The sequence below is a fragment of the Pseudomonas lalkuanensis genome (genome assembly GCF_008807375.1).
GTDB lineage: Bacteria > Pseudomonadota > Gammaproteobacteria > Pseudomonadales > Pseudomonadaceae > Metapseudomonas > Metapseudomonas lalkuanensis.
Window position 1 is genome coordinate 1,499,996 of the sequence record NZ_CP043311.1, and the last position, 25,390, is coordinate 1,525,385.

24 protein-coding genes are annotated in these 25,390 nt (G+C 65.6%); 7 read left to right on the forward strand and 17 right to left on the reverse strand.

Annotation, left to right across the window (positions count from 1 at the left end; translation table 11 throughout):
- Positions 1-105: 105 nt before the first annotated feature.
- Positions 106-897, reverse strand: a complete 792-nt coding sequence (gene phhA / locus FXN65_RS07200) for a phenylalanine 4-monooxygenase (protein WP_151132399.1) — start codon at positions 895-897, stop codon at positions 106-108.
- Positions 898-1,156: 259 nt separating this feature from the next.
- Between phhA and FXN65_RS07205 the strand changes: the two genes are divergently transcribed.
- Positions 1,157-2,716, forward strand: a complete 1,560-nt coding sequence (locus FXN65_RS07205) for a sigma-54-dependent transcriptional regulator (protein ID WP_151132400.1) — start codon at positions 1,157-1,159, stop codon at positions 2,714-2,716.
- Between the two features lie 209 nt (positions 2,717-2,925).
- Here FXN65_RS07205 and mmsB read toward each other — a convergent pair whose 3' ends face one another.
- Genes mmsB through FXN65_RS07230 form a run of 5 tightly spaced genes read right to left on the reverse strand, consistent with a single transcriptional unit; the run spans position 2,926 to position 8,503 of the window.
- Positions 2,926-3,810, reverse strand: coding sequence for a 3-hydroxyisobutyrate dehydrogenase (gene mmsB, locus FXN65_RS07210; protein WP_151132401.1), 885 nt, complete (start codon positions 3,808-3,810; stop codon positions 2,926-2,928).
- Between the two features lie 43 nt (positions 3,811-3,853).
- A complete protein-coding gene (locus FXN65_RS07215) occupies positions 3,854-4,957 on the reverse strand; it encodes an enoyl-CoA hydratase/isomerase family protein (RefSeq protein WP_151132402.1) in 1,104 nt (367 codons plus the stop codon).
- Between the two features lie 23 nt (positions 4,958-4,980).
- Positions 4,981-5,799, reverse strand: a complete 819-nt coding sequence (locus FXN65_RS07220; protein ID WP_151132403.1) for an enoyl-CoA hydratase — start codon at positions 5,797-5,799, stop codon at positions 4,981-4,983.
- A gap of 10 nt (positions 5,800-5,809) precedes the next feature.
- Positions 5,810-6,973, reverse strand: a complete 1,164-nt coding sequence (locus tag FXN65_RS07225; protein WP_151132404.1) for an acyl-CoA dehydrogenase family protein — start codon at positions 6,971-6,973, stop codon at positions 5,810-5,812.
- Between the two features lie 36 nt (positions 6,974-7,009).
- Positions 7,010-8,503 (reverse strand): CoA-acylating methylmalonate-semialdehyde dehydrogenase, encoded by a 1,494-nt coding sequence (locus tag FXN65_RS07230; protein ID WP_151132405.1) that lies wholly within the window; start codon positions 8,501-8,503, stop codon positions 7,010-7,012.
- A 131-nt stretch (positions 8,504-8,634) separates the two neighbouring features.
- Between FXN65_RS07230 and FXN65_RS07235 the strand changes: the two genes are divergently transcribed.
- On the forward strand, positions 8,635-9,516 hold the full coding sequence (locus FXN65_RS07235) for an AraC family transcriptional regulator (RefSeq protein ID WP_151132406.1): 882 nt from the start codon (positions 8,635-8,637) through the stop codon (positions 9,514-9,516).
- 112 nt (positions 9,517-9,628) lie between these two features.
- Here the strand turns inward: FXN65_RS07235 and FXN65_RS07240 are convergent, their stop codons facing one another.
- Positions 9,629-10,471, reverse strand: coding sequence for an HDOD domain-containing protein (locus tag FXN65_RS07240; RefSeq protein WP_151132407.1), 843 nt, complete (start codon positions 10,469-10,471; stop codon positions 9,629-9,631).
- 109 nt (positions 10,472-10,580) lie between these two features.
- On the opposite strand from FXN65_RS07240, the gene ung reads away from it, so the two are divergent.
- Positions 10,581-11,276 carry a uracil-DNA glycosylase gene (gene ung, locus FXN65_RS07245; protein WP_151132408.1) on the forward strand — a complete coding sequence of 232 codons (696 nt, stop codon included), beginning with the start codon at positions 10,581-10,583 and terminating at the stop codon, positions 11,274-11,276.
- 9 nt (positions 11,277-11,285) lie between these two features.
- Here ung and FXN65_RS07250 read toward each other — a convergent pair whose 3' ends face one another.
- The 6 genes from FXN65_RS07250 to FXN65_RS07275 all read right to left on the reverse strand — a co-directional run bounded on the left by FXN65_RS07250 (position 11,286) and on the right by FXN65_RS07275 (position 17,623).
- The gene (locus tag FXN65_RS07250) at positions 11,286-12,107 is read right to left on the reverse strand and encodes a DUF6279 family lipoprotein (RefSeq protein WP_244620713.1); all 822 of its coding nucleotides are present in this window, start codon (positions 12,105-12,107) and stop codon (positions 11,286-11,288) included.
- Between the two features lie 205 nt (positions 12,108-12,312).
- Complete coding sequence (locus tag FXN65_RS07255) at positions 12,313-13,335, reverse strand: AbrB family transcriptional regulator (RefSeq protein WP_151132410.1); 1,023 nt, start codon at positions 13,333-13,335, stop codon at positions 12,313-12,315.
- Positions 13,328-14,839 carry a tripartite tricarboxylate transporter permease gene (locus tag FXN65_RS07260; protein ID WP_151132411.1) on the reverse strand — a complete coding sequence of 504 codons (1,512 nt, stop codon included), beginning with the start codon at positions 14,837-14,839 and terminating at the stop codon, positions 13,328-13,330. Before FXN65_RS07260 ends, FXN65_RS07255 begins: the two co-directional genes overlap by 8 nt.
- 1 nt (position 14,840) lies before the next feature.
- Positions 14,841-15,284, reverse strand: a complete 444-nt coding sequence (locus FXN65_RS07265) for a tripartite tricarboxylate transporter TctB family protein (RefSeq protein WP_151132412.1) — start codon at positions 15,282-15,284, stop codon at positions 14,841-14,843.
- 61 nt (positions 15,285-15,345) lie between these two features.
- Positions 15,346-16,320: a tripartite tricarboxylate transporter substrate binding protein gene (locus tag FXN65_RS07270; RefSeq protein ID WP_151132413.1), complete on the reverse strand. Its 975-nt coding sequence runs from the start codon at positions 16,318-16,320 to the stop codon at positions 15,346-15,348.
- Positions 16,321-16,357: 37 nt separating this feature from the next.
- Complete coding sequence (locus FXN65_RS07275; protein ID WP_151132414.1) at positions 16,358-17,623, reverse strand: OprD family porin; 1,266 nt, start codon at positions 17,621-17,623, stop codon at positions 16,358-16,360.
- Positions 17,624-17,824: 201 nt separating this feature from the next.
- Here FXN65_RS07275 and FXN65_RS07280 point away from each other — a divergent pair, with 201 nt between their 5' ends.
- Positions 17,825-18,496 (forward strand): response regulator, encoded by a 672-nt coding sequence (locus FXN65_RS07280; RefSeq protein ID WP_151132415.1) that lies wholly within the window; start codon positions 17,825-17,827, stop codon positions 18,494-18,496.
- The gene (locus FXN65_RS07285; protein WP_151132416.1) at positions 18,489-19,874 is read left to right on the forward strand and encodes a sensor histidine kinase; all 1,386 of its coding nucleotides are present in this window, start codon (positions 18,489-18,491) and stop codon (positions 19,872-19,874) included. The genes FXN65_RS07280 and FXN65_RS07285 overlap by 8 nt, the downstream gene beginning before the upstream one ends.
- 111 nt (positions 19,875-19,985) lie before the next feature.
- Here FXN65_RS07285 and FXN65_RS07290 read toward each other — a convergent pair whose 3' ends face one another.
- From FXN65_RS07290 to ygfZ, 3 genes are all read right to left on the reverse strand, one after another.
- Positions 19,986-20,741 carry a substrate-binding periplasmic protein gene (locus tag FXN65_RS07290; protein ID WP_151132417.1) on the reverse strand — a complete coding sequence of 252 codons (756 nt, stop codon included), beginning with the start codon at positions 20,739-20,741 and terminating at the stop codon, positions 19,986-19,988.
- A 66-nt stretch (positions 20,742-20,807) separates the two neighbouring features.
- On the reverse strand, positions 20,808-21,644 hold the full coding sequence (locus FXN65_RS07295) for an HDOD domain-containing protein (protein ID WP_151132418.1): 837 nt from the start codon (positions 21,642-21,644) through the stop codon (positions 20,808-20,810).
- Positions 21,645-21,676: 32 nt separating this feature from the next.
- Positions 21,677-22,618, reverse strand: a complete 942-nt coding sequence (gene ygfZ / locus FXN65_RS07300) for a CAF17-like 4Fe-4S cluster assembly/insertion protein YgfZ (RefSeq protein WP_151132419.1) — start codon at positions 22,616-22,618, stop codon at positions 21,677-21,679.
- Positions 22,619-22,737: 119 nt separating this feature from the next.
- On the opposite strand from ygfZ, the gene FXN65_RS07305 reads away from it, so the two are divergent.
- Positions 22,738-22,992 (forward strand): FAD assembly factor SdhE, encoded by a 255-nt coding sequence (locus FXN65_RS07305; RefSeq protein WP_151132420.1) that lies wholly within the window; start codon positions 22,738-22,740, stop codon positions 22,990-22,992.
- On the forward strand, positions 22,976-23,428 hold the full coding sequence (locus FXN65_RS07310) for a protein YgfX (protein WP_151132421.1): 453 nt from the start codon (positions 22,976-22,978) through the stop codon (positions 23,426-23,428). Before FXN65_RS07305 ends, FXN65_RS07310 begins: the two co-directional genes overlap by 17 nt.
- Here FXN65_RS07310 and nadB read toward each other — a convergent pair.
- Entirely contained in the window at positions 23,397-25,013 is a 1,617-nt protein-coding gene (gene nadB / locus FXN65_RS07315) for an L-aspartate oxidase (protein WP_151132422.1), read from the reverse strand. The two genes, FXN65_RS07310 and nadB, sit on opposite strands and share 32 nt — an antisense overlap.
- Positions 25,014-25,390: the final 377 nt, after the last annotated feature.

Consider the following 25,390-nt stretch of genomic DNA (forward strand, 5'->3'; position numbering starts at 1 on the left):
TAAGGGGGCTGTAGGTTGGCGCCGAGCCTGCGAGGCCCAACGCACGGGGCCAGCTAGCTGGCAATGTTGGGCTTCGCCCCGCTCTGCGCCAACCTACGAAAAGCGTCAGGCGGCCTTCGGCTTCGGTGGGAACTTGGGCGCGTGCAGGCCCATGCCCATGGCCTTGTGCACCAGCGCCATGATGTCTTCGTGGGCCAGGTCGAACAGGCGCTTGAGGTCCGGTAGTACGAAGTACAGCGGCTGCAGGATGTCGATTCGATATGGGGTGCGCATGCACTCCAGCGGATCGAAGGCCTGGTGCTCGGGCTCGCCCGACAGAGCGTAGACGGTCTCCTTCGGCGAGGAGAGGATGCCGCCGCCATAGATGCGACGACCCTGCGAGGTGTCCAGCAGGCCGAACTCGATGGTCATCCAGTACAGGCGGGCGAGGTAGACGCGCTCTTCCTTGGTGGCCTTGAGGCCGAGCTTGCCGTAGGTGTGGGTGAATTCGGCGAACCAGGGGTTGGTCAGCAGCGGGCAGTGGCCAAAGATCTCGTGGAAGATGTCCGGTTCCTGCAGATAGTCCAGCTCTTCCGGGGTGCGGATGAAGGTGGCTACCGGGAATTGCTGGCTGGCCAGCAGCTCGAAGAAGGTCTGGAAGGGGATCAGTGCCGGGACGCGGGCAACACTCCAGCCGGTGGTGGACTGGAGCACCTTGTTGATTTCGCCCAGTTGCGGAATGCGGTCATGGGGCAGGCCGAGCTGCTCGATACCATCGAAGTATTCCTGGCACGCGCGGCCTTCGATCACCTTCAACTGGCGGGTGATCAGGGTGTTCCACACCTGATGCTCGGTTTCGGGGTAGTGGATGAAACCGTTGGCGTCGGGTTCACGGGCCACGTACTGCGTCGCTTTCATTCGGCCTCCTGGGGATGGGGCTTCGTTGTTGTGTTGTCTTATCGATAGCGCAGACCGGGCCGCAGCGCAGCAGGGGCGCGGGCTGCATGGGCATTCACAGGTCATTGAAAGCGTAAGGAAAACTTTACGAAGGCGGCGAGGTGGCCATGCATCGCCTTGTCGCTGCGCTGAAATGTCACATATTCTTGACGGAAAAATAGGGTCGAGAACGGAATTTTTCTCTGACTACCCAAGGAAAAACCCGACCCAGGGGTGCCTGATGCGTATCAAAGTCCATTGCCAGAACCGCGTGGGAATCCTGCGCGACATCCTCAACCTGCTCGTCGACTACGGCATCAACGTCAATCGCGGCGAAGTGGGGGGCGACCAGGGCAACGCCATTTATCTGCTCTGCCCGAACATGATCAACCTGCAATTGCAGTCCCTGCGCCCGAAGCTGGAAGCCATTTCGGGCGTGTTCGGCGTCAAGCGCGTGGGTCTGATGCCCAGCGAGCGTCGCCACCTGGAGCTGAATGCGCTGCTGGGTGCCCTGGACTTCCCGGTGCTGTCCATCGACATGGGCGGTTCCATCGTTGCCGCCAACCGTGCCGCCGCCCAGTTGCTCGGCGTGCGGGTGGACGAAGTGCCGGGTATTCCCCTGGCGCGTTATGTCGAGGACTTCGACCTGCCGGAACTCGTGCGTGCCAACAAGGCGCGCATCAACGGCCTGCGGATCAAGATCAAGAACGACACTTTCCTCGCTGACATCGCGCCGCTGCAATCGGAACATGACGAAAGCGAAGCCCTGGCCGGCGCCGTGCTCACGCTGCACCGTGCCGACCGTGTGGGCGAGCGCATCTACAACGTGCGCAAGCACGAGCTGCGCGGCTTCGACAGCATCTTCCAGAGCTCCAGGGTGATGGCGGCCGTGGTGCGCGAGGCCCGCCGCATGGCGCCCCTGGATGCACCGCTGCTGATCGAGGGCGAGACTGGCACCGGCAAGGAACTGCTGGCCCGAGCCTGCCACCTGGCGAGCCCGCGCGGGCAGTCGCCTTTCATGGCGCTGAACTGCGCCGGTCTGCCGGAGTCCATGGCCGAAACCGAACTGTTCGGCTACGGCCCGGGTGCCTTCGAAGGGGCCCGGCCGGAGGGCAAGCTGGGTCTGCTGGAACTCACCGCCGGCGGCACGCTGTTCCTCGATGGCGTCGGCGAGATGAGCCCGCGCCTGCAGGCCAAGCTGCTGCGCTTCCTGCAGGACGGTTGCTTCCGCCGTGTGGGCAGTGACGAAGAGGTGTACCTGGATGTGCGGGTGATCTGCGCCACCCAGGTGGACCTTTCCGAGCTCTGCGCCAAGGGCGAATTCCGCCAGGACCTCTATCACCGCTTGAATGTGCTGTCGCTGCATATCCCGCCGCTGCGCGAATGCCTCGACGGCTTGCCGCCGCTGGTGGAGCACTTCCTCGATTCGGCCAGCCGGCAGATCGGCTGCAGCCTGCCGAAGCTGGCGCCGCAGGTGCTGGACAAGCTCGGCCACTACCACTGGCCGGGCAACGTGCGGCAGCTGGAGAACGTGCTGTTCCAGGCGGTTTCCCTGTGCGACGGCGGCACCGTTCGTCCTGAGCATATCCGCCTGCCCGACTATGGCGCGCCGCAACCACTTGGGGACTTCTCGCTGGACGGAGGGCTGGACGCCATCATCGGCCGCTTCGAGAAGGCGGTGCTGGAGCGGCTCTATGCCGAGCATCCGAGCAGCCGCCTGCTGGGCAAGCGGCTCGGGGTTTCCCATACCACCATTGCCAACAAGCTGAAGCTGCACGGATTGGGGAAGGAGGAGAGTTAGACCATCGTTGAATGGTTAGGGGGAGGGCGGGCGCGTAAAAAGGGTCCTGTCTGAATCTTGCGTGATGCGGACACAAGCGTTTCTGACATTCCTCTCCCGGAATGATTGGGCGGGCGGCCAACTGGTCGCCCATTTTTTTGCCTGCGATTTTTGAGGGTGGATCACGCTTCTTCAATCGCGAATGAACTCGCTCACACCGCAAGCGCGGGTCACTCCACGAACAGCTTCTGCACCACCGAGAAGTCTTTCTTGCCCTTGCCCTGCTTGAGCAGCAGCCGATAGATCTGCAACGCCAGGGCGCCCATGGGCGTGCTGGAGAGGCTGACCTGCGCGGTTTCCTGGGCGAGCCCCAGGTCCTTGGCCATCAGCTCGGCCATGAAGCCACCGTCGTACTCCTTGCTCGCCGGCGCATTGGGCATCACGCCCGGCCAGGGGTTGTAGCGTTCCAGCACCCAGTTCCCGCCCGAACTCTGGCGCATGATCTCGGCGAGGACGGCCGGGTCCAGGCCGTTGGCCACGCCCAGCGCCATGGACTCGGCGGTACCGATCATCTGCACCGCCAGCAGCTGGTTGTTGCACACCTTGGCCACCTGGCCGGCGCCATCGGGACCGGCATGGAAGATGTTCTTGCCCATGGCCTGGAAGATCGGCCGCGCCTTTTCCAGTGCGGCGGCTTCGCCCCCGACCATGAAGGTCAGGGTGCCGGCCGCGGCTCCGGCGGTGCCGCCGGAAACCGGTGCATCCAGTAACTCGATGCCACGGGTCTTCGCCGCCGCGTGTACCTTGCGCGCGGACTCCGGGGCGATGGTGGAGCATTCCAGCAGCAGGCTGCCGGCGGCGATGGACTCCAGCAGTCCGCCGTCGCCAAGCAACAGGCCTTCCACATGCCGGCTCGCCGGCAGCATGGTGATCACCACCTGGGCGCCATTGACCGCTTCCCGCGCATCCCTTGCGGGCGTGGCGCCCTCGGCCGCGAGCTCGTCGATGGCGGCCTGCACCAGGTCGTAGACCCTGAGGTCGTGGCCGGCCTTGAGCAGGTTGCGGGCCATGGGCAGACCCATGTGGCCAAGTCCGATAAAGGCGATCTTGCTCATCGTGCTACTCCTTGGCCCGGCCGGGGCGGCGGCGGGCGGATTGTCAGAGATCGTCCAGCGGGTGCCGGCCGTCCCACACCGGCTCGAAATGGGCCTCGATCACCGCACGGGGAATGGCCGCCACATCCGGCCAGTGCCAGCGGGGGACGTTGTCCTTGTCGATCAGGCGGGCGCGCACGCCTTCGGGGAATTCCGGATGGCGGCAGCAGTTAAGGCTCATCGCGTATTCCAGGCGGAACACCTCGGCCAGGGAAAGGTGCTTCGCCCGGCGGATCTGTTCCCACACCAGGTGCGCGGTGAGCGGGCAGCCGGCGGCCAGGGTCTTGGCGGCGCGGGCCAGCGGAACATCACTGTCGTGCTGCAAGGCGGTCATGGCCTTCCAGGCGGCGGGCAGGTCGGCCACGTCGAGCAGTTCGTCGATGCGCTTGCGCCGGGGCAGCCACTGGGCTTCCGGCAGTTCGCCCCGGGCCTCGTGCTCCAGGGCCTTGAACAGGCTGTTGAGCTGGACCTCGGGCTTGTCCTGCCAGTTGAGCTGGACCAGCCCGGCGAGCAGGGCGTCCTGCTGGTCTTCCAGCAGGAAGCGGTCGGCCAGGTCGAGGTCGAGGGCATCGTGGGCGTTGATGGCGCCGGCACCCAGGCCGAGGAACAGGCCGAGCTTGCCGGGCAGGCGGGCAAGGAACCAGCTGCCACCGACATCCGGGTAGAGGCCGATGTTTATTTCCGGCATCCCCAGGCGGCTGGAGGGTGTGACGATGCGGATCGACGCACCCTGCATCAGGCCCATGCCGCCACCCAGTACGTGGCCGTGGGCCCAGCAGATCAGCGGTTTGGGAAAGGTGTGGATGCGGTGGTCGAGGCGGTATTCATCGGCGAAGAAGCGGCCTGCCAGCGGCGGTACCACGCCGGGGTGTTCGCGGCAGGCATCCACCAGCTTGCGCACGTCGCCACCGGCGCAGAAGGCCTTGGGGCCATTGCCGCGCAGCAGCACGCAGACGATCTCCGGGTCTTCGGCCCAGGCACGCAGGCGGGCGTCCAGCGCCTCGATCATCGGCAGTGACAGGGCGTTGAGGCTGGCCTCGGCATCCAGGCTGGCGATGCCGATACGGGCGCCGTGCAGGCCATTACGTTCTTCGAAGCTCACATTCATGGTCGTGTTCGTCCGGCTTTCGGTCATTTGTTGCGCCAGTTCGGATTGCGCTTTTCCAGGAAGGCATTGACGCCTTCGCGGGTGTCGTCGGCGTCGAACAGGTCGACGAAACGCTCGCGTTCTTCCGGCAGCCAGCCGTTCGGCCCGCGTTCCCGCGCACCCTGGATCAGCGGCTTGATGGTGCGGACCGCCACCGGGCTCTGCCGCGCCACCTTGGCTGCCAGCAGCAGGGCGGTGCCACGGGCTTCGCCGCTGTCCACCACCTGTTCCACCAGGCCGATGCGCAGGGCCGTTTCGGCATCCACGCGCTCACCGCAGAGGATCATGCGCTTGGCCCAGCCTTCGCCCACCAGCCACGGCAGCGCCTGGGTGCCGCCAGCGCAGGGCAGCAGGCCCACGGCGGCTTCCGGCAGGGCCATCTGCGCCTGGCGTTCGGCGATGCGGATGTCGCAGGCCAGGGCACATTCCAGGCCGCCGCCCATGGCGTAGCCGTTGATCGCGGCGATGGACACGCCACGGAAGTCCCGCAGCGCTTCGAAGGCCTCGCCGAAGCGGCGGGCCATCTCGCGGGCACGGGCCTTGTCGCCATCGGCGAAAAGGTTGAGGTCGGCGCCGGCGCTGAAGAACTTCGGTCCCTGGCCGGTCACCACCAGGGCGTAGATGTTGTCGTCGTGGTTGAGGTGCTCGATGAGCTGCTTGAGTCCGATCAGCGACTCGCGGTCCCAGGTGTTCGCCGGCGGATGGTTGATGGTGAGGAGCGCGGTGTTGCCGTGCTTTTCCACCGTCAGCTTGTGGGTGAGGTCGAATATGCCGGGCTGATAGGGTTCCAAGGCTGTGGTCATGTGCAGCTCCTTACAGAAGTCGGTCGAGGGCACCGCCCTGTTCCAGTAAACGGCGCGCCACGATGACGCGCATGATTTCGTTGGTGCCTTCAAGAATCTGGTGCACCCGGGTGTCGCGCACCCAGCGCTCCAGAGGATAGTCGTTCAGGTAGCCATACCCGCCGTGCAATTGCAGCGCCTCGTTGCACAGTTCGAAGCACTGGTCGGTGGCGAAGCGCTTGGCCATGGCGCAATAGAGGCTGGCCTCGGCGTGGCCCTGGTCCAGGCGGTGGGCGGCCAGGCGCACCATCTGCCGGCTGGCGGTGAGGGCGGTAAGCATGTCGGCGAGTTTGAATTGCAGGGCCTGGAATTCGGCCAGCGCCTTGCCGAACTGCTTGCGCTCCTCCACATAGCGCAGGCTCTGCTCCAGGGCCGCCTGGGCGGCGCCGAGGGAGCAACTGGCGATGTTCAGGCGGCCGCCATCCAGGCCTTTCATGGCGTAGACGAAGCCCTGGCCTTGCGGACCGATGCGATTGCCGGCGGGAATGCGCACGCCTTCGAAGGTGATGGTTCGGGTGGGCTGGGCACGCCAGCCCATCTTGTCTTCATTGCGGCCATAGCGGATGCCTTCGGCGTCGGCTGGTACCAGGAAGCAGGAAATGCCCTTGGCACCGTCCTCACCCGTACGGGCCATGACGATCAGCACCTGGGTGCTGCCAGCGCCGGAAATGAAGCATTTGCTGCCATCCAGCACATAGTGGTCGCCATCACGGCGGGCGCGGGTGCGCAGGCGGGCGGCATCGGAGCCGGCGTCAGGTTCGGTCAGGCAGTAGGAGGCGAGCAGTTCGCCGCCGATCAGACCGGGCAGCCAGCGCGACTTCAGTTCGGCATCGCCGAAGGATGCCAGCATCCAGGTGGCCATGTTGTGGATGGTCAGATAGGCGGTGGTGGCCACGCAGCCGGCGGCCAGTTGCTCGAAGATCAGGGAGGACGACAGCCGGGAAAGCCCCAGGCCGCCATCTTCTTCGGCGATGTACAGGCCCAGGTAGCCCTGTTCGGCGGCGCGGCGGATCACTTCCAGCGGGAAGTGGTGGTCACGGTCCCAGTCTGCGGCGCCGGGCGCCAGTTCGTGGCTGGCGAAGGCGCGGGCGCTGTCCACCAGCAGGCGTTGTTCCTCGGTGAGATCGAAATCCATACTCTCTGCCTTGATCAGGTGTAGGAGCGTTCTGTCCTATTTCAGCTGGATGGTCATGTTCGGGCCGGTGACTGGTGTGTCATCGAACCAGCGGCTGGTGACTGTCTTGGTCTCGGTGTAGAAGCGCACCGCCTGCTTGCCGTAGGCGTGCAGGTCGCCATAGAAAGACCCCTTCCAGCCGGTGAAGGAGAAGAAGGGCAGGGGGACCGGGATGGGGACGTTGATGCCGACCTGGCCCACCTCCACCGCATGCTGGAAGTGTCGTGCGGCGCCGCCGGAGCGGGTGAACAGGCTGGTGCCGTTGCCGTAGGGGTTGGCGTTGACCAGGGCGATGGCTTCTTCGAGGCTGTCCACCTCCATGCAGACCAGGACCGGACCGAAGATTTCTTCGCGGTACAGGCCCATCTTCGGCGACACGCCACGGAACAGGGTCGGGCCCAGCCAGTTGCCGTTCGGGTATCCCGGCACCGTGCACTGGGAGCCGTCCAACAGGCATTCGGCGCCTTCCGCCTTGCCCTCGGCGATCAGTCGCAATACGCGCTGGCGGGCCTGCTGGCTGATCAGCGGGCCGAACGCCGAATGGGCGTCCTTCCAGTGGCCGGGGCGCAACTCGGCCATCTGTGCGGCCAGCTCGGGAATCCACTGGCGTGCCTCGCCGACGAAGATCGCCACGCTGATGGCCATGCAACGCTGGCCGGCGGCCCCGCAGCTGGCGCCTACCAGATTGCTCAGCACCTGATCCTTGTGGGCGTCGGGCAGCACCACCATGTGGTTCTTGGCGCCGGCGAACGCCTGTACGCGCTTCAAGTGGGCGGTGCCGGTGCGGTAGATGTGCTGGCCCACCGGTACCGAGCCGACGAAGGAGATGGCGCGCACGTCCGGGTGCGTCAGCAGCGCATCCACCTGTTCGCGACCACCGTGGATGACCTGCAGCACGCCCTTGGGCGCACCGGCTTCGATGAAGAGTTCGGCGAGGCGGTTGGGTGTCAGCGGGTCCTGCTCGGAGGGCTTGAGGACGAAGGTGTTGCCGCAGGCGATGGCCAGCGGAAACATCCATAGCGGAATCATCGCCGGGAAGTTGAACGGGGTAATGCCGACACAGACGCCCAAGGGCTGTACCCAGCTGGCGGTATCGATCTCGCGGGCGACGTTCTCCACCGTCTCGCCCATCATCAGGCTGGCCACGTTGGCGGCGTGTTCGGCCACCTCGATGCCGCGCCAGACATCGCCTTTGGCATCGGCGAAGGTCTTGCCGGTCTCGCTGGCCAGCAGTTCCGCCAGTTCGTCGTGGTGTTCCTTGAGCAGCTGCTGGTAGCGCAGCATGAGGCGGGCGCGTTCCGGGACGGGCACTTCTCGCCAGGTCTGGAAGGCGTCCTTTGCGCTGGCGACGGCGGCCTCGATTTCCTCGGCCGTGGCCTTGGGTGCAAGGGCCAGGACCTCCTGGGTCGCCGGATCGGTGATCTCGATCAACTCGCGGGCGCGGCTTTCGCGCCACTCGCCGTCGATCAATTGCGGAATTGTCCGAGACATCTGGTCCTCCACCCGTGAGACGGGACCTTGTTGTTTCTTGCTCTTATAGCGGCCGTCGATGCAGATGTGGATTGACGATCTTGGTTGTGGGATGGACGATCTTGGGATTGCGGGCCACTACAAGAATGACCATGAGCCGCTCCGTCGAAACCTCCAACTGGCCGCTGCCGGCCAATGGCGTGCGCTTCACCACACCGCCCCGCCTGCGCCGTCTGCTGGTCCGCCACCCCTTGACTTCCGCCTGTTATCCACTGGCGCTGGGCTACTACCCGGAGGCCCTCGGGCACCGCATGGATCGCGATGAGCCGGAAGACAACCTACTGATCTACTGCCGTTCCGGACAGGGCTGGCTGGAAACCGGGGATGGACGATTCGATGTGGGTGGTGGCGACCTGCTGCTGTTGCCAAGGGGCAGGGCGCATGCGTACGGCGCTGATGCGCAACGGCCCTGGAGCATCTACTGGGTGCACTTCGAAGGCGAGCTGGTGGGGGACTACCTGCGGCCCCTGGGGCAGTCGGTTCTGCACCGGATCGGCGTGCAGCCGCGCCTGCTGGCTGACTTCGATGCGCTGCTGGGCCTGCGCAAGCAGGGCCTGAACCTGCCGCACTTCGTCCATGCCGCCCATCAGTTGCAGACCTTGCTGACGTCCCTGGCGGTGCTGCCGGTGCGGGGGTATCTCAAGTCCGGCCGGGTGCTGGACGTGGATGCGGTGCAAGCGGTGATGCGTGCCCACCTGCACGACAGTCTCAACCTCGACCAGCTCGCCGCACAGTTCAAGCTGTCGCGCTTTCACTTCGCCAAGACCTACCGTGCCCTGACGGGGCACGCGCCGATCCAGGATTTCATCCAGCTGAAGATGGCCCACGCCTGCCGCCTGCTCGACGAGGGCGACCAGGGGGTGAAGCAGATTGCCGAGCAACTCGGTTACGAGGACGTCTACTACTTCTCGCGGTTGTTCCGGAAGGTGGTGGGGATGGCGCCCAGTCATTACCGGGCATTGCATCAAGGATGAAAGAAGGGGTGTGCAGGAGCGAGTTCATTCGCGATCGCGGCCGGCGGTGCTGCCTGTCGGAACATCACAGGGCAGCTGCGCGGCCCTTCGCGAATGAATTCGCGCCTACAGGTCAATCGGCTTCGAGCGGCCTGCCGCCCAGCAGCTTGAGCCACAGCGCCACCACTTCCGCGAGCTCCGCACGCAGGAGGCGCGGTGTCGGCAATTCCATGCGCTGGTAGGCGGGCAGCCGCGCAAGGCGGTCGTCGTCACGGGGTTCTTCCAGCAGCTGGCTGGCGACCTGGACCACGTCCGCCAGGTCCACCGCGCCCTTGTGCTGGCGGCACCAGTCGCGGCGCAAGCGCGCGCAGTCCTGCAGGTTGCCGGGCAATTTCCAGGCGCTCAGCAGCAGTACGCCCAGTTCGGCGGAGAGCTGTTCGCAAAGCCGTTGCACATCGACCTCCAGGCGTGACACCTGCGGCCAGTGGTGCAGCTCCCGGAGCAACGGCAGGCTGCCGACGTCCTGCAGCAGGCCGGCCAGCAGGGCGTCTTCTTCTTGCAGGTGGGGCAGGTGCTGGGCCAGGCCGGCGCTCAGGGCGGCCCGTTGCAGGCTGAGGTTCCAGCGCTTGTTGAAGACCTTGCGCAGCCTGGGTTCGTCACCGTCGAACAGCTGCTGCAACTCGAAGGCCAGCACCAGGTTGGCCAGGCGCCTGCCGTCCAGTTGCCTGACCAGGTCCAGCAACCGGGGGCAGGGACGGACATGGCCGAGCAGCGGCAGGCTGGCGAACTCCATCAGGCGTCCGGCCAGGGATGGGTTGGTCTCCAGCAGGTCGCTGACCTGCTCATGGGAGGGCGTTTCACCTGCCTGCAACTGGCGCAGGCGCAGGGAGGTGTCCGGCATCGGCGGCAGCGCACTGGCGTCCTTGAGAAAGCGTTCGTAGAGCGCGAGTTTCACGGTGTCGTGGCGATTGTCCATGCAGGCTTGCTCCGGGCGTCCTTGATTGACAAGGGTAGTGGGCATTTCATAGGGTGCCCGACCATCGGGCGGGAAGCGCCCCGGCAACCGCCACGGAACAGATTGAGTGATGACTGAAAGCGACGACCGGATCAAGCTCGAAGAGAGCTGGAAAGAAGCCCTGCGGGACGAGTTCGATAAGCCATATATGAAGGCCCTGGGCGATTTTCTGCGCCAGGAGAAGGCCGCCGGCAAGGTGATCTTCCCGCCAGGGCCGCTGATCTTCAATGCGCTTAACTCCACACCGTTGGAGAGGGTGAAGGTGGTCATCATCGGCCAGGATCCCTACCACGGTCCGGGCCAGGCCCACGGCCTGTGCTTCTCGGTGCAACCGGGCGTGCCGGCGCCGCCGTCGCTGCAGAACATCTACAAGGAACTCAAGCGCGACCTGAACATCGACATTCCGTCCCACGGCTACCTGCAGTCCTGGGCGGAGCAGGGTGTGCTGCTGCTCAATACCTCCCTCACCGTCGAACAGGCTCGCGCCGGTTCCCATGCCGGTGCTGGCTGGCAGCACTTCACCGACAAGGTGATCGAGGCCGTCAGCCGGAACCGCCCGCACCTGGTCTTCCTGCTCTGGGGCTCCCATGCGCAAAGCAAGGAACGGTTGATCGACCCCACCAAGCACCTGGTCCTGAAGTCGGCACATCCCTCGCCGCTGTCGGCCTACCGGGGCTTCCTCGGCAATGGCCACTTCAGCCGTTGCAACAAGTTCCTCGTCCAGCACGAAATGGAACCGATCGACTGGAGCCTGCCCGAGCTCTGAACCGGGCACTCAGCGCGGGTAGCACTCCAATCCCCTGAGGTCCGCCATCATCTCGCCGATGTGCCGGCGCAATGCATTGCGCTGGCCTTCGTCGGCGCTGTTGAACAGGTCGGTGAGAAGCCGTGCCAGGGCCTCTTCCGCCGCGGGGTAGGCCTTGCGGTACTTCGCCGTCCAGAAGGTTTCCGGGGCCTGCAGCAGGGCGGTGAGGCGTCCCGGGAAGTCTGCGTTATGGCGGCCATAGAGCGCACTGCGCAGCTCCTTCTGCCAGTTCTCGCGGTTGTCGGCCCAGATCCGGTTGTAGTCGCCCTGGTCCCTGGCCCAGGTGTAGATGCGGGCCTGCTGGCTCGGCCGCAAAGGTCCCATCCATTCCTCGACGCGTTCGCGCATGCGTTCTGATCGTGCTGCCACCTGCTGCTTGAGCGGAGGCGCGACGTGTTCCTCACGCAGCTCGACGTTGCGCTCGTCCATGGCGACATAGAGCTCGCCCATCTGCTGCGGGGTGAGACTCTGCGTCGCGCCCAGCGCGGTGGGGGTGATTTCCACGGCGATGTCACGCGCGGCATCGCGAACCTGCACAAACTGGCCCAGCACGTCGGTGGCCGTCAGCTTCGGCCGTTGGCTGAGCCGGACCAGTTGTTCCAACCAGGCGACGTACTCGGGCAGCTGGGTTCTGCAATGCCAGGCCAGGTGCTTTTGCAGGCGTGGTTCCAGCCAGGCCTTCTGGGTGTCGTCGAGACTGACGTAGGTGCTGATCCACCAGGGAATGACCAGGTCGAGGTTGCGATAGGCCAGGTCCAGACGGCTACAGGCCGCCAGCAGCAGGAATGTCATGGCGAGCAGCACAGGACGAAGCGGGTTGACGCATCCGGGCATGGAAGTCGGCCTTGGCAACAGGTGGATAGGGGAGAGCATAGGCGTGCCGCATTGCGGTTGAAGGTCTGCACGCAACCGGATGTTGCGAACGGGATGCGAGGTTCGTTGCGTCGATGCGGGGGTGGCCGGGGACGCGGGATAAAAAGAGCCCGCACAAGGCGGGCTAAGCGTGGGTCTTGTGCTTCTGCCAGCGCCGGAACACCGGCTCGGCGAGGAACAGCACCAGGAGCAGGCGCAACACCTGCAGGGCGGTGACCAGGGGCACCGAGAGCTGCAGGGCTTCGGCGGTGAGGCTGAGTTCGGCGATGCCGCCCGGCATCATGCCCAGCATCAGCGAGCGATGGTCGAGCCCGTCCAGCCAACCCAGCAGTTCGGCGGCAAGGGCGGCGAAGGCCATGCCCAGGGAGGTGGCCAGCAGGGTACGGGCGATGAAAGAGGGCGCGCGCTTGAAGAAGGCGCGGTCGAAGTGGCAGCCCAGGGCGCTGCCGATCAGCCATTGGCCGAGCTGGCTGGCGCCCTGTGGCAGGCCCAGTTGCAGGTCGAAGCCGATGCTCATCCCGGCGCTGACCAGCAGCGGGCCGATAAGCCAGGGATTGGGCTGGTGGAAGCGCTGCATCAGCAGGGCCAGCATCGCTCCGCCAGTCAGCAGCAGGGCCAGCCAGCCCCAGTCTACCGATGCGGCCTGATGCTGCACGGCGGGAACGCCGACGAACAGCTGGAACAGCGCCGGCACGCTCAGGACCACAAGCAGCAGGCGCAGGCTCTGGCCGGCGGCAACGCGGCTGAGCACCGCGCCATTGCGCTTGCCGAGGTTGACCATTTCGCTGGCGCCACCCGGCATGCTGGCGAAGAACGCGGTGGCGCGGTCCTCGCCGCTGCGCAGCATCAGGCTGATGCCGATGACACTGGAAAGCGCGGTGGCCACGGCGCCGACCAGGATGATCGCGCTGTTGGCCAGCACCTGCTCGATCACCGCTGGGGTGAAGTGCAGGCCAATGCCCACACCTACCACCCACTGGCCGCACTTGCGTGCACCCGGCACTTCCGCCAGCGGCAGGTTGCCGATGCAGCGCACGGTGATCACCGCCAGCAGCGAGCCCACCATCCACGGCAGCGGCCAGCCAATCAGGCTGGCCAGCCAGCCGCCAGCGGCGCCCACCAGCGGCGTGAGCAACCACTTAGGCATGGGCCAGCTTCGCCTTGGCGCGGCGTGCGCGCATCCAGCGGATTCCCGGCAGGGCCAGCATCACGGCGGTGAGCACCCAGAGGGCGATAGTGATCGGGCTGCTCCAGAGGATGCCGAGGTCGCCATTGGTGATGGACAGGGCGCGGCGCAGGTTGGATTCCATCAGCTCACCGAGGACGAAGCCGAGGATCAGCGACGACAGCGGGAAGTCCATCTTGCGCAGCAGGTAGCCGAACACCCCGAGGGCCGCCATCAGCACCAGGTCGAAGGTGGTGCTGTGCACGGCGTACACCCCTACCACGCTGACGACGGTGATCGCCGGCACCAGGATCCAGGTCGGCACGCTGAGCATGCGGGCGAACAGGCCTACCAGCGGGATGTTCATCACCAGCAGGATGACGTTGCCGATGAACAGCGAGGCGATCAGGCCCCAGACCACGTCGGGCTGCTGCTCGAACAGCAGCGGGCCGGGGGTGATGTTGTACAGGGTCAGGGCGCCGATCATCACCGCGGTGGTGCCCGAACCCGGCACGCCAAGGGTCAGCATGGGGATCAGCGAACCGCAGGCCGAAGCGTTGTTGGCCGCTTCCGGTGCCGCTACGCCACGCAGGTCACCCTCGCCGAAACGGCTGCTGCTGCCGGCCATGCGCTTCTCGCTCATGTAGGTGATGGCGCTGGCGATGGTGGCGCCGGCACCCGGCAGCACGCCGATGACGAAGCCGGCCAGGGAGCTGCGCACGCTGCTCCACCAGGTGAAGGTGAATTCCTTCAGGTTGAACAGCATGCGTCCGCTGGTCTTCACGGCCTGCTGGCCGGTGGTGGTGTGCTCGAGCATCAGCAGCATCTCGCTGACGCTGAACAGGCCGATGACCACGATCACGAACTGGATGCCATCGGACAGGCCGACGCTGTCGAAGGTGAAACGGTAGACGCCGGTGGTGGCGTCCACGCCCACGGTGGCCAGGCCCAGGCCGATGAGTGCCGAGAGCAGGGTCTTGACCGGCTTGTCGCCGACCATGCCGCCCAGGCAGGCAATGGCGAAGACCATCAGCATGAAGTACTCCGCCGGCCCGAAGGCCACCGCCCAGTTGGCCAGGATCGGTGCGAAGAGCACGACGCCAATGGTGGCGATGGTGCTGCCGATGAAGGAGCTCATGGCCGACAGCGAGAGGGCGATGCCGGCCTTGCCCTGGCGAGCCAGCGGATAGCCGTCGAGGGTGGTCATGATGGCCGCGGCGTCGCCCGGGACGTTGAGCAGGATGGCCGAGATGCGCCCGCCGTACTCGCAGCCCAGGTACACGGCGGCCAGCAGGATCAGGGAGGTTTCCGGCGGCAGGCCGAGGGCGAACGCCAGCGGCAGCAGGATCGCCACGCCGTTGATCGGCCCCAGGCCCGGCAGCAGGCCGACCACGGTGCCGATGAAGGCGCCGAACAGTGCCACCAGGAGGTTGATCGGACGCAGGGCGACGTCGAAGCCCTGGGCCAGGAAGTTCAGGGTTTCCATCTCAATTCTCCAGGAAGGCCAGCAGCCCCAGGGGCAGCGGGACGTCCAGCAGGTAGTCGAACAGGCCGTAGAGCAGTGCGCCCATCAAGAGGCCGCTGGCCAGGCTCGGCAGCAGGCGGCCCTTGAACAGCATGCCGAGGCCGAAGCCCACGAGCGTGGTGCTGACGACGAAGCCCAGGGGCTCGAAGAGCAGTCCATAGGCGAACAGGGCGATGACGAAGATCGCGACCTTGCGCGCCAGGGACCAGGAAATCGGCAGCTCTTCGACGTCGCCTGGCTTGTAGATCAGCCAGATGGCGGCGGTGGCCATCAGGAACAGCAACAGCAGGGGGTAGGCGCGCGGACCGACCGGGTCGTAGCTGAAGGGGGCCTGGAAGCCCCAGGCGACCACGGCGAGCAGGGCACAGACGAGCAGCCAGACCGCAGCGAAGATTCGTACGTACATGGCGGTTTACCTAGGAATAATTGATCGCCCCTCTCCCATTGGGAGAGGGGCGGGGGTGAGGTTACTGCGCCAGGCCGAATTCGCCGGCGAGCTGCTTGTACTGCTTCACCTGGTCGAAGACGTACGCCTTCAACTGGTCGCCAGTGAGGCTCAAGGGGAACAGGTCGCGCTGTTCACGCAGCTTGGAGAACTCCTCGCTGGCCAGCAGGGTGTCGAATTGCTGCTTCCACCAGTTGAAGTCCTCGTCGCTGACCTCCGGGCCCATGTAGAAGCCGCGAATCACCGGCCAGACGATGTCGAAGCCCTGCTCCTTGGCGGTGGGGATTTCCGCCAGCTTGCCAGGCAGGCGCTGGTCGGAGAGGACGGCGAGGATGCGGATCTTGCCGGCGGCCAGTTGCGGGGTGATTTCACCCAGGCCGCTGCTGGTTACCTGCACGTGGCCGCCAAGCATGGCGGTGAGGGTTTCGCCGCCGCCCTCGAATGCAACGTAGCGCAGCTTCTGCGGGTCGATGCCGGCGGCGCGGGCGATCAGCGCGGTTTGCATCCAGTCCTGGCCACCGATGGTGGCGCCGGCGCCGAAGACGATGGCGGCCGGGTCTTTCTTCACCGCTTCGACCAACTCGCCCAGGGTCTTGTAGGGGGAATCGGCGCGTACGGAGATGGCGCCGTAATCGGTGCCGATGCCGGCCAGCCAGCGCACGGCGTTCTCGTCGTAGCGGCCGAACTTGCCCTGGGCCAGGTTCAGCAGGGAGCCGGAGGAGAAGGCTGTGATGGTGCCGGCATCCTTCGGCCGCTGGGCGACCACGGCGTTGTAGGCCACGGCGCCGACGCCGCCGGGCATGTAGGTGACGCGCATCGGCGCCTTGAGCAGGCCGCCGTCCTTCAGGCCGCTCTGGGCCAGCTTGCAGGTGAGGTCGAAGCCGCCGCCGGGCTTGGCCGGGGCGATGCACTCGGGGCGCTTGGGCTCGGCCAGCAGTTGGGTCGACAGCAGCAGGCCCGAGGTGATCAGGGCGATGCGGGAGAGGGCAGTCTTCATCGGGATTCTCCTGTGGAGTTTTATTGTGGTTCAGGCATCACCAGATCGGCAGTGCATAACTGACGATCAGGCGAAGTTCATCCGCATCGCGGGCGAAGTTGGAGCGGAATCCGGCGTGGCGGGCGCGGAAGGTCAGGTTCTTCAGGCTGCCGTTGGGGACCACGTACTTGAATTCGATATCGCGTTCCCATTCCCGGCCTTCCTCGCTGCTGCCGGTGACCTGGGCGTTGTCGCTGCTGATGTAGCGGGTCATGAAGCTCAGGCCGGGCACGCCCATGGCGGCGAAATCCAGGTCGTAGCGGGCCTGCCAGGAGCGTTGGTCGGCGTTGGCGAAGTCGTTGATCTGTACGAAATTGACCAGGAAGGGATCGCTGCCATCGATGTAGGCATAGCCGGTGTCGCCGCTCATGCGCTGGTAGCCCAGGCCGACCTTGTGGCTGCCCTGGCCGTAGCTGACCATGCCGTTGAGGGCGCGGTTATCCACCTTGCCGGCTTCGGCGCGACCGCTGTCGTCGCTGATGGCGTAGCGCAGGTCGGCGCTCAGGGTGCCGGCGCCAAGCGGCTGGCTGGCCAGCAGGCCGAAGAAGTTCTGGCGGTAGACGTCGTCCAGCTCGGCGAAGAAGTAGCGGCCGGTGACGCGCTCGGTGAAGGCGTAGTCCAGGCCGCCGAGGTCGAAGTGATCGCCCGTGGCGGCTGCGGCGAAGCGCTTGTTCTTGTTGCTGATGGCCAGGTCTTCGGAGTTGGTCGAGGCGCGGTCCTTGACCTCGTTGAGGCGACCACCGGTGAAGGTCAGGTTGCTGATCTCCTTCGAGGTGAGCAGGCCGCCTTCGAATACCTGGGGAAGGATTCGGCTGTCGCTGGCCTTTACCACCGGCAGTTCGGGAATGTGGGTGCCCAGGCGCAGCTCGCTCTTCGAGGCGCGGACCTTGGCGGTCAGGCCGAGCTTGCTGTACGCGTCCGGTGTACCGCCGTCGTCCTGCACCGGCAGCAGGTCGGTGCCGCTGCGGCCTGGGCCGGAATCGAGCTTGATACCGAGCATGCCGAGGGCGTCGAGACCCACACCGACGGTGCCTTCGGTGTAACCGGATTCGAGGTTGAGGATGAAACCCTGCGCCCATTCCTCGCGCTTGGACTGGCCGGAGCCGTCGCGGAAATCGCGGTTCAGGTAGATGTTGCGGGCTTCGAGGGTCGCCGAGCTGTCCTTGAAGAACTCGGCACTGGCCTGAGTGGCCAGGGTGCAACTTGCGATGGCGAGACTGAGGGTGCAAACAGGCGGAAGCGCCTGCCGTGCGGCAGTGAGCATCGAGTGGTCTCCATTGTTGTTCTTGTCAGCCGGCGCAACCACGGGCCGGCTTTTTACGGGTGGTCCTTGCCACCCTGTCGCGATGCTATGCAGTGAAACTTTCGCCAGCCTTTCAGTGTGAAAGAAACCTTGCGCGGCGTTCACAGCGCCCAGCCGCCCGTTAAACTGCTGAGCGATCGCTGCCATTTCGGAGACTTTGTCGTGCGAATCCTGCTGGTCGAAGACCATCCCCAGTTGGCTGCAAGCGTTGCCCAGGTGCTCAAGAGCGCAGGTTGGACGGTGGACGTGCTGCACGATGGCGTCGCCGCCGACCTGGCCCTGGCCAGCGAGGACTACGCCCTGGCGGTACTGGACGTGGGGCTGCCGCGCATGGATGGCTTCGAGGTGCTGGCGCGCCTGCGCGGACGCGGCAAGACGCTGCCGGTGCTGATGCTCACTGCGCGCGGCGAGGTGAAGGATCGGGTCCATGGCCTCAATCTCGGGGCCGACGACTATCTGGCCAAACCCTTCGAACTGACCGAGCTGGAGGCACGGGTCAAGGCACTGCTGCGCCGCAGCGTGCTCGGCGGGGAGCAGCAGCAGCGTTGTGGGGCGCTGGTCTATGACCTGGGCACCCGGCGCTTCAGCCTTGCGGACGAGGTCCTCGGCCTGACCTCGCGCGAGCAATCCGTGCTGGAGGCGCTGATCGCGCGGCCGGGGCGGGTGATGAGCAAGGAGCAGCTGGCTTCCCAGGTGTTCGGGCTGGACGAGGAGGCCAGTCCCGATGCCATCGAGATTTACATCCATCGTCTGCGCAAGAAGCTGGAAGGCAGCGCCGTGCGCATTGTCACCTTCCGTGGCCTGGGCTATCTGCTGGAGAGCCAGGATGCGTGAGGCCGGCAGCCTGCGCGGGCGGCTGCTGCGCCGCCTGGCGCTGATGCTGGGTGGCCTGCTGCTGATCGCCAGCCTGAGTTCCTACTGGAACGCCCGAGAGGCCGCCGACACCGCCTACGACCGTACCCTGCTGGCGTCGGCCAGGGCCATTGCCGATGGTCTCTATGAGAACGACGGTCGGCTGAAGGCGGACGTCCCCTATGTGGCGCTGGACGTCTTCGCCTACGACAGTGCCGGGCGCATTTTCTATCAGGTGATCGACCCGGACGGAAAACTGGTCTCGGGCTACGAACACCTGCCGCCGCCACCACCGGGCACCCAGCGCACTGACGACTACCCTGCGCTGGCGCGCTTCTATGACGCCGAATACGAAGGGGTTGGGGTGCGGGTAGTAAGCCTGTTGCAGCCGGTGAGCGAGCCGCGCCTGAACGGTATCGCCGAGATACGCGTCGCCGAGACCGAAAGCGCCCGCGAGCGCCTGGCCAGGGGGCTGCTGGTGGACAGCCTGTGGCGACTGGTGCTGCTGGTGGTGGCGGCGCTGGTGCTGGTGTGGCTGGCGGTCAGCGCCTCGCTGCAGCCGCTGAACAAGCTGCGCCTGGCGGTGGAGGAGCGCGAGGCCGACGACTTGCGGCCGCTGCCGGAAGTGGCGGTGCAGCGTGAATTGCGCCCCCTGGTGGATGCCCTCAACCAGTTCACCGAACGCCTGCGCGGCCTGTTCCAGCGCCAGGCGGACTTCATCGCGGATGCTTCCCACGAACTGCGTACGCCCCTGGCCGCCCTCAAGGCACGGGTGGAACTGGGACTGCGCGAGCAGGACCCGGCGATCTGGCGCTCGACCCTGGAAGAAGCGGCACAGAACACCGACCGCCTGACCCATCTGGCCAACCAGCTGCTGTCCCTGGCGCGCATCGAAAGTGGCGCGCGGGCCATCGCCGAAGGCGGCGCCGAGCGAATCGAGCTGGGCCAATTGGCGCGTGAGCTGGGGATGGCGCTGGCCCCTCTGGCCCATGCGCGCGGCATTGCCCTGGCGCTGGAAGCGGAGGACCCGGCCTGGGTGATGGGAGAGCCGACGCTGCTCAACGAACTGCTCTGCAACCTGGTGGACAACGCCCTGGCCCATACGCCCAAGGGCGGCAATGTGATCCTGCGGGTGTGTTCGCCCGCGGTGCTGGAGGTGGAGGACGACGGCAGTGGCATCCCGCCGGAAGATCGCGACAAGGTGTTCCAGCGCTTCTATCGGCGCAATGTGCAGAGTCGCGGAGCAGGGTTGGGGCTGGCGATCGTCGGCGAGATCTGCCGCGCCCACCAGGCCGAGATCAGCCTTCACGATGGCGACAGCGGTGGATTGAAGGTGCGGGTGAGTTTCCCGCCGGCGTGACCTCGACCTGCCGAGAAGCAGCTTGGTTGTGGGAGCGATTTCAATCGCGATTGGTCAGCGCAAATGGCCTGCTCTTCGCGATTGAATTCGCTCCCACAGCATTTTTTCGATCTACGGCGCGAGGCTCAGCGGCTCCTGCACTTCCATCAGGTACTGGGCCACCTTGCCGCTTTCCCGCAGCAGGGCCAGGCCCTTGTTGAAGCGCTGGATCAGCTTGGCATTGCCCGGCACCTCGCGGGAGAGCATCAGGTGCAGGCTGTCGCTGCGCACGGGAAGCGGATGGAAGCTCATCCTGGCGCGATCGGCGGAGCTGAACTTGTCGTTGAGCAGGGCGAAGGCGACCACCTTGTCCATGGGAAAGGCATCCAGTCGCCCGGCCAGGACCATGCGCAGGCCCTGTTCCTCGCCGCTCAGACGCTTGACCTTGATCTGGCCGTCGCGCTCCGCCATCTGGAAGGCCTCGCCGTAGTCGTAGCCGAGCGCGCCGCCCAGGCGCACGCCCTTGAGATCGGAAACCTGTTGCCAGTCCAGGGGATGGTCCTTGCGGTGGAAGAAGTAGTAGGTGCTTTCCACCACCGGGTCGCTGATGAAGAACTTCCGTTCCCGTTCCGGGCTGCGTAGCCAGACGGCGGTGCCGGCGCGTTCGCCGCGCTCGGCCAGGTACATCGAGCGGGTCCAGGGATAGAACTCCCACCGCACCTCGACGCCTTCCAGGGCGAAGGCCTCTTCGACGATGCGTGATGCCACGCCCCGGTGCGGCAGGCTGGCGCCCAGGTAGGGCGCCCACTCGCCATTGGTCAGGCGCACTTCGTCCGCGGCGGCGAGACCGTGGAACAACAGGCAGAGGGCGAGCAGGAATACGCGCATCCGGTTCCATCCAGCGACGTAGGGGATTCTGAGTCTAGCGCCGGATGGAGGAATGCGCGCAAGGCTTTACTGGAGCATGCCCATGGCCGCTTCCATGGCGGCGGAAAGGTCTTCGTCGGCCTGCATGTCGACGTTCGGGTCGAGGCCAAGCTTGCTGAAGGCGGCCACCTGGCTCCAGTCCAGCTGGGTATAGGGGTGCTCGCTGCCAAGGTAGCTCTGCAGGGTCGCGACCTGGACGATGTCGACGTAGTCGACGCGCGCCGAGTTGCGGCTGAAGTCCAGGTACTGGCTGGGCACGGCAGCGATCGGCTCGGGGAATTCCCAGGCGCGCAGGATGCGGTCGCCGATCAGCGGATGGATGCGTTCGATCACATGGTTGAGGCTGATGGAGTCGGCCAGCAGCTCGTTGTGCTCCTCGGCATAGGTGAGGATGGGCAACACGCCGATCTGGTGCACCAGGCCGGCCAGGGTGGCCTGGTCGGGCATGAGGCGGGTGTAGTGGCGGCAGAGTACGTGGCAGATGCCGGCGATCTCGGTGCTCTTGTTCCACACTTCGCGCATCTTGCGGTCGATCACGTCGGACGTGGCCTGGAACATCTGCTCCATGGCAAGGCCTGTGGCCAGGTTGCTGGTGTAGTTCATGCCCAGGCGGCTGATCGCCATCTGCAGGTCGGTGATTTCCTTGTTGGTGCGCAGCAGCGGGCTGTTCACCACCTTGATGATGCGGGCGGTCAGCGCGGCGTCATTGCCGATCACCTTGGCCAGGTCCTGGATGCTCGCGTTCGGGTCTTCGGCGGTTTCGCGCACCTTAAGCGCGACTTCCGGCAGGGTCGGCAGAACCAGTTCATCGCTTTCGATGGCCTGGATGAGTTCCTGTTGGACTTTGTCGGCAAGCTTGCTCATTGAGTTTCTCGTCAGTGGCCGGCAGGGGCGGGCTAGCGTTGGATTTCGCGGTCGGCGTCCAGGGTGTAGGGCAGGCTCAGCAGGTTCAGTGCGGGGCCGTCGGCGGCGCCCAGGTGGATGCGGCCATCGTTCACGGCATCTTCCTGAAGCACGGCAAGCAGTTCGCAGCCGTTTTCGGCCGGGGCCGCCAGCACCACTTCACCGACCGAACTCTGGTGAACCGGGGAGAACAGCTCGGCGCCCGGCAGCGGCCGCTCGCCATCGGCCAGCGCCAGGCGGTAGAGGCGGCGCTTGAGTTTGCCCAGGTACTGCATGCGGGCGACGATTTCCTGGCCGGTGTAGCAGCCCTTCTTGAAACTGACGCCACCGAGGGCCTGGAGGTTGATCATCTGCGGAATGAACAGTTCGCGAGTGCTGCCGAAGACCTGGCCGATGCCGGCGCGTACCTGAGCCAGCAGCCAGGCATCCAGCGGCGCTTGCCGCAGTTGGGCGGCCAGGCGGGCTTCCAGGGCGGCGGCTTCGGCGCGGGGCGCCCAGAGCTCCACACGGCCATCGGCAAGGCGAATGGCGATCAGGCGGCCCTCACGGGCGACGGTGTCGGCGGTCTGCGGCAGGTCCAGGCCAAGGGCGAGCAGCGCGCCGTCGCCCTGGCTGAGGCCGAAGCGCACCCAGTCGGCGCTTTCGTCGCTCAGGGTGGATTTGGAGAAGACGGCATATTTCTTCAGGTCGGCCAACTGGGCTTCGAGCAGGTCGCCGGCCATGGCCAGGAGGAAACCTTCGCCTTCCTGGATGATGCGGAAGCTGGAGATCATCCTGCCCTTGGGGGTGCAGCGGGAACCCAGGCTGCTGGTGGCCTGGTCCAGGTAATTGAGGTTGCAGGTCACCTGGCCCTGGAGGAACTTCGCGGCATCCACGCCGCGGACGGCGAGCAGGCCTTCATGGGTGAGCGGACAGAAGAATGCTGATTCGGCCATTGCGGATCGCCGGAAAAAAGTCTGGGGCGCCATCATAGAGTTCCGCCGGGGGCTTGTCAGCGGGTGTCCGGGGCGGCGGCTGTGGTTATAATGCGCGCCTCATTCCTGGAGGCGCTGTGATGGCCGACTCAATTGAACTGAACCGACTCTTCTGGCACAGCCGTCGCGGCATGCTCGAACTGGACGTGCTCCTCGTCCCCTTCGTGCAGGAGGTCTATCCGAGTCTCGACGCCGAAGACCAGGCGCGCTACCGCAAGCTGCTGGAGTGCGAAGACCAGGACATGTTCGGCTGGTTCATGCAGCGCGGCGAGCCGGAAGACGCAGACCTGCGCCGCATGGTTCGCATGATCCTGGACCGTGTCCAGCCCAAGTGACGCCTTCGAATGCCACTGGCGCCCGTCGCGGCGCCTGCTGGCCCTCTACCTGATCCTGTCTTTCCTGGCCGTCCTGGCCCTGTCGGTTGCCGACATCCCTTTCTGGGCGCGGCTCGCCGGCTATCTCGCCTGTGTGGCACATGGCGCGTGGTGCCTGCCCGGGCAGATCCTCCTGACTTCCCCCAAGGCCTTCACCGGCTTGCGTCTGGACGGCGACGGCTGGCAGCTCTGGTGCGCGGCTGACGGCTGGCGCCCGGTGCAGTTGCGCCCGGACAGCCTGGCGCTGCCGCTGGCGGTGATCCTGCGCTTCCGGCTGTCGGGAACCTGGTGGGGGAAGGGTTTGTGCATTCCGGCAGATGCCCTCGACCAGGAGCAGCACCGCCGGTTGCGGGTGAGGCTGGGGTTCAGTCGCCGAAGATGGGCGGAACCAGGATAGTGTCCCGGGCTTCAGGGAGCAGGTCCGGGTAGTCCAGGGTGTAATGCAGGCCACGGCTCTCGTGGCGCTGCATGGCCGAACGGATCATCAGCTCCGCTACCAGTGCCAGGTTGCGCAGTTCGATCAGGTCGCGGCTGACCTTGTAGTTGCTGTAGAACTCGTCGATTTCGCTGAGCAGCAGGCGTACCCGGTGCTGGGCGCGCTGCAGGCGTTTGTTGGTGCGCACGATGCCGACGTAGTCCCACATGAAGCGCCGCAATTCGTCCCAGTTGTGGGCGATGATCACGTCCTCGTCCGAGTCGGTCACCTGGCTGGCGTCCCAGGTTGGCAGGTTGGTGGGCATCGGAACCTTGTCCAGTTGCCCGAGCATGTCTTCCGCCGCCGAGCGGCCATAGACGAAGCATTCGAGCAGGGAGTTGCTGGCCATGCGATTGGCACCGTGCAAGCCGGTGAAGCTGGTCTCGCCGATAGCGTAGAGGCCGGGAATGTCGGTGCGCCCGTGCTGGTCCACCACTACGCCGCCGCAGGTGTAATGTGCCGCCGGCACCACCGGGATGGCCTGGCGGGTGATGTCGATGCCGAAGTCCAGGCAGCGCTCGTAGACGGTGGGGAAGTGGCTCTTCACGAACTCGGCGGGCTTGTGGCTGATGTCCAGGTAGACGCAGTCCACGCCCAGGCGCTTCATCTCATGGTCGATGGCGCGGGCTACCACGTCTCGCGGGGCCAGTTCGGCGCGCGGGTGGAAGCGCTGCATGAAGCGCTCGCCGTTCGGCAGCTTGAGCAGGCCGCCTTCTCCACGCACGGCCTCGGTAATGAGGAAACTCTTGGCCTGCGGGTGGTAGAGGCAGGTGGGGTGGAACTGGTTGAACTCCAGATTGCCCACCCGGCAACCGGCGCGCCAGGCCATGGCGATACCGTCGCCACAGGCGCCGTCGGGGTTGCTGGTATAGAGGTAGACCTTGGCCGCACCGCCGGAGGCGAGCACGGTGAAGCGGGCATGGAAGGTGTCCACTTCGCCGCTGGTGCGATTCAGGACGTAGGCACCCAGGCAACGCTGGCCCTTGCGGCCGAGTTTGCGCTCGGTGATCAGGTCGACGGCGACGCGTTGTTCCAGCAACTGGATATTCGGCCGCTTCTTGGCCTGTTCCAGCAAGGTGTTGAAGATGGCGGCGCCTGTGGCGTCGGCGGCATGGATGATGCGCCGGTGGCTGTGGCCGCCTTCACGGGTCAGGTGGAATTCGAAGCCGCCGTCCTCGCGAGCGCTTTCATCGTCGCGGGTGAAGGGTACGCCCTGGTCGATCAGCCATTGGATGGCTGCGCGGCTGTGTTCTACCGTGAAGCGCACGGCGTCCTCGCGGCACAGGCCGGCGCCCGCCACCAGGGTGTCTTCGACGTGGGAATCGACCGTGTCGGTATCGTCCAGCACCGCAGCGACACCGCCCTGGGCCCAATAGGTGGAGCCATTGCTGAGATCGGCCTTGCTCAGTACGACGATGTTAAGGTGCGAGGGCAGGGTGAGGGCCAGGGTCAGGCCAGCGGCGCCGCTGCCGATGACCAGTACATCATGCTGGAAATGTTGGCTCATGTCGGTTCCCGCGAAAAAAGCGGCGGCTAGTATATAGCCGGGGTGGGCGGCACAATAGCTCGCTTATGACCGTGCATGGTGCCAGGGAACTTTTTTAGTCGTTCAGGTTCCATTCAGGGTCACCATTTTGAAGAGACGGTGCTTGCTTACATTTACGCAACGAATGCACATGAAATGTGCAGCCCGGATGCCTGTAGATCAAGCGACTTATATTCGGCGCAGCATGGCCGCAGGCCCTGCTGCGTCATTCCGTGCAGGTGAAAAAACAATCTGCAGGAAGCTTGCTTGGAGGGGAGAACTTTTGCGCAACGCCCGAGTCTATTTTGGCAAGCCGATCCACTGGCTGGCGCAACACCCCTTCGCGATCGACGAGGAGT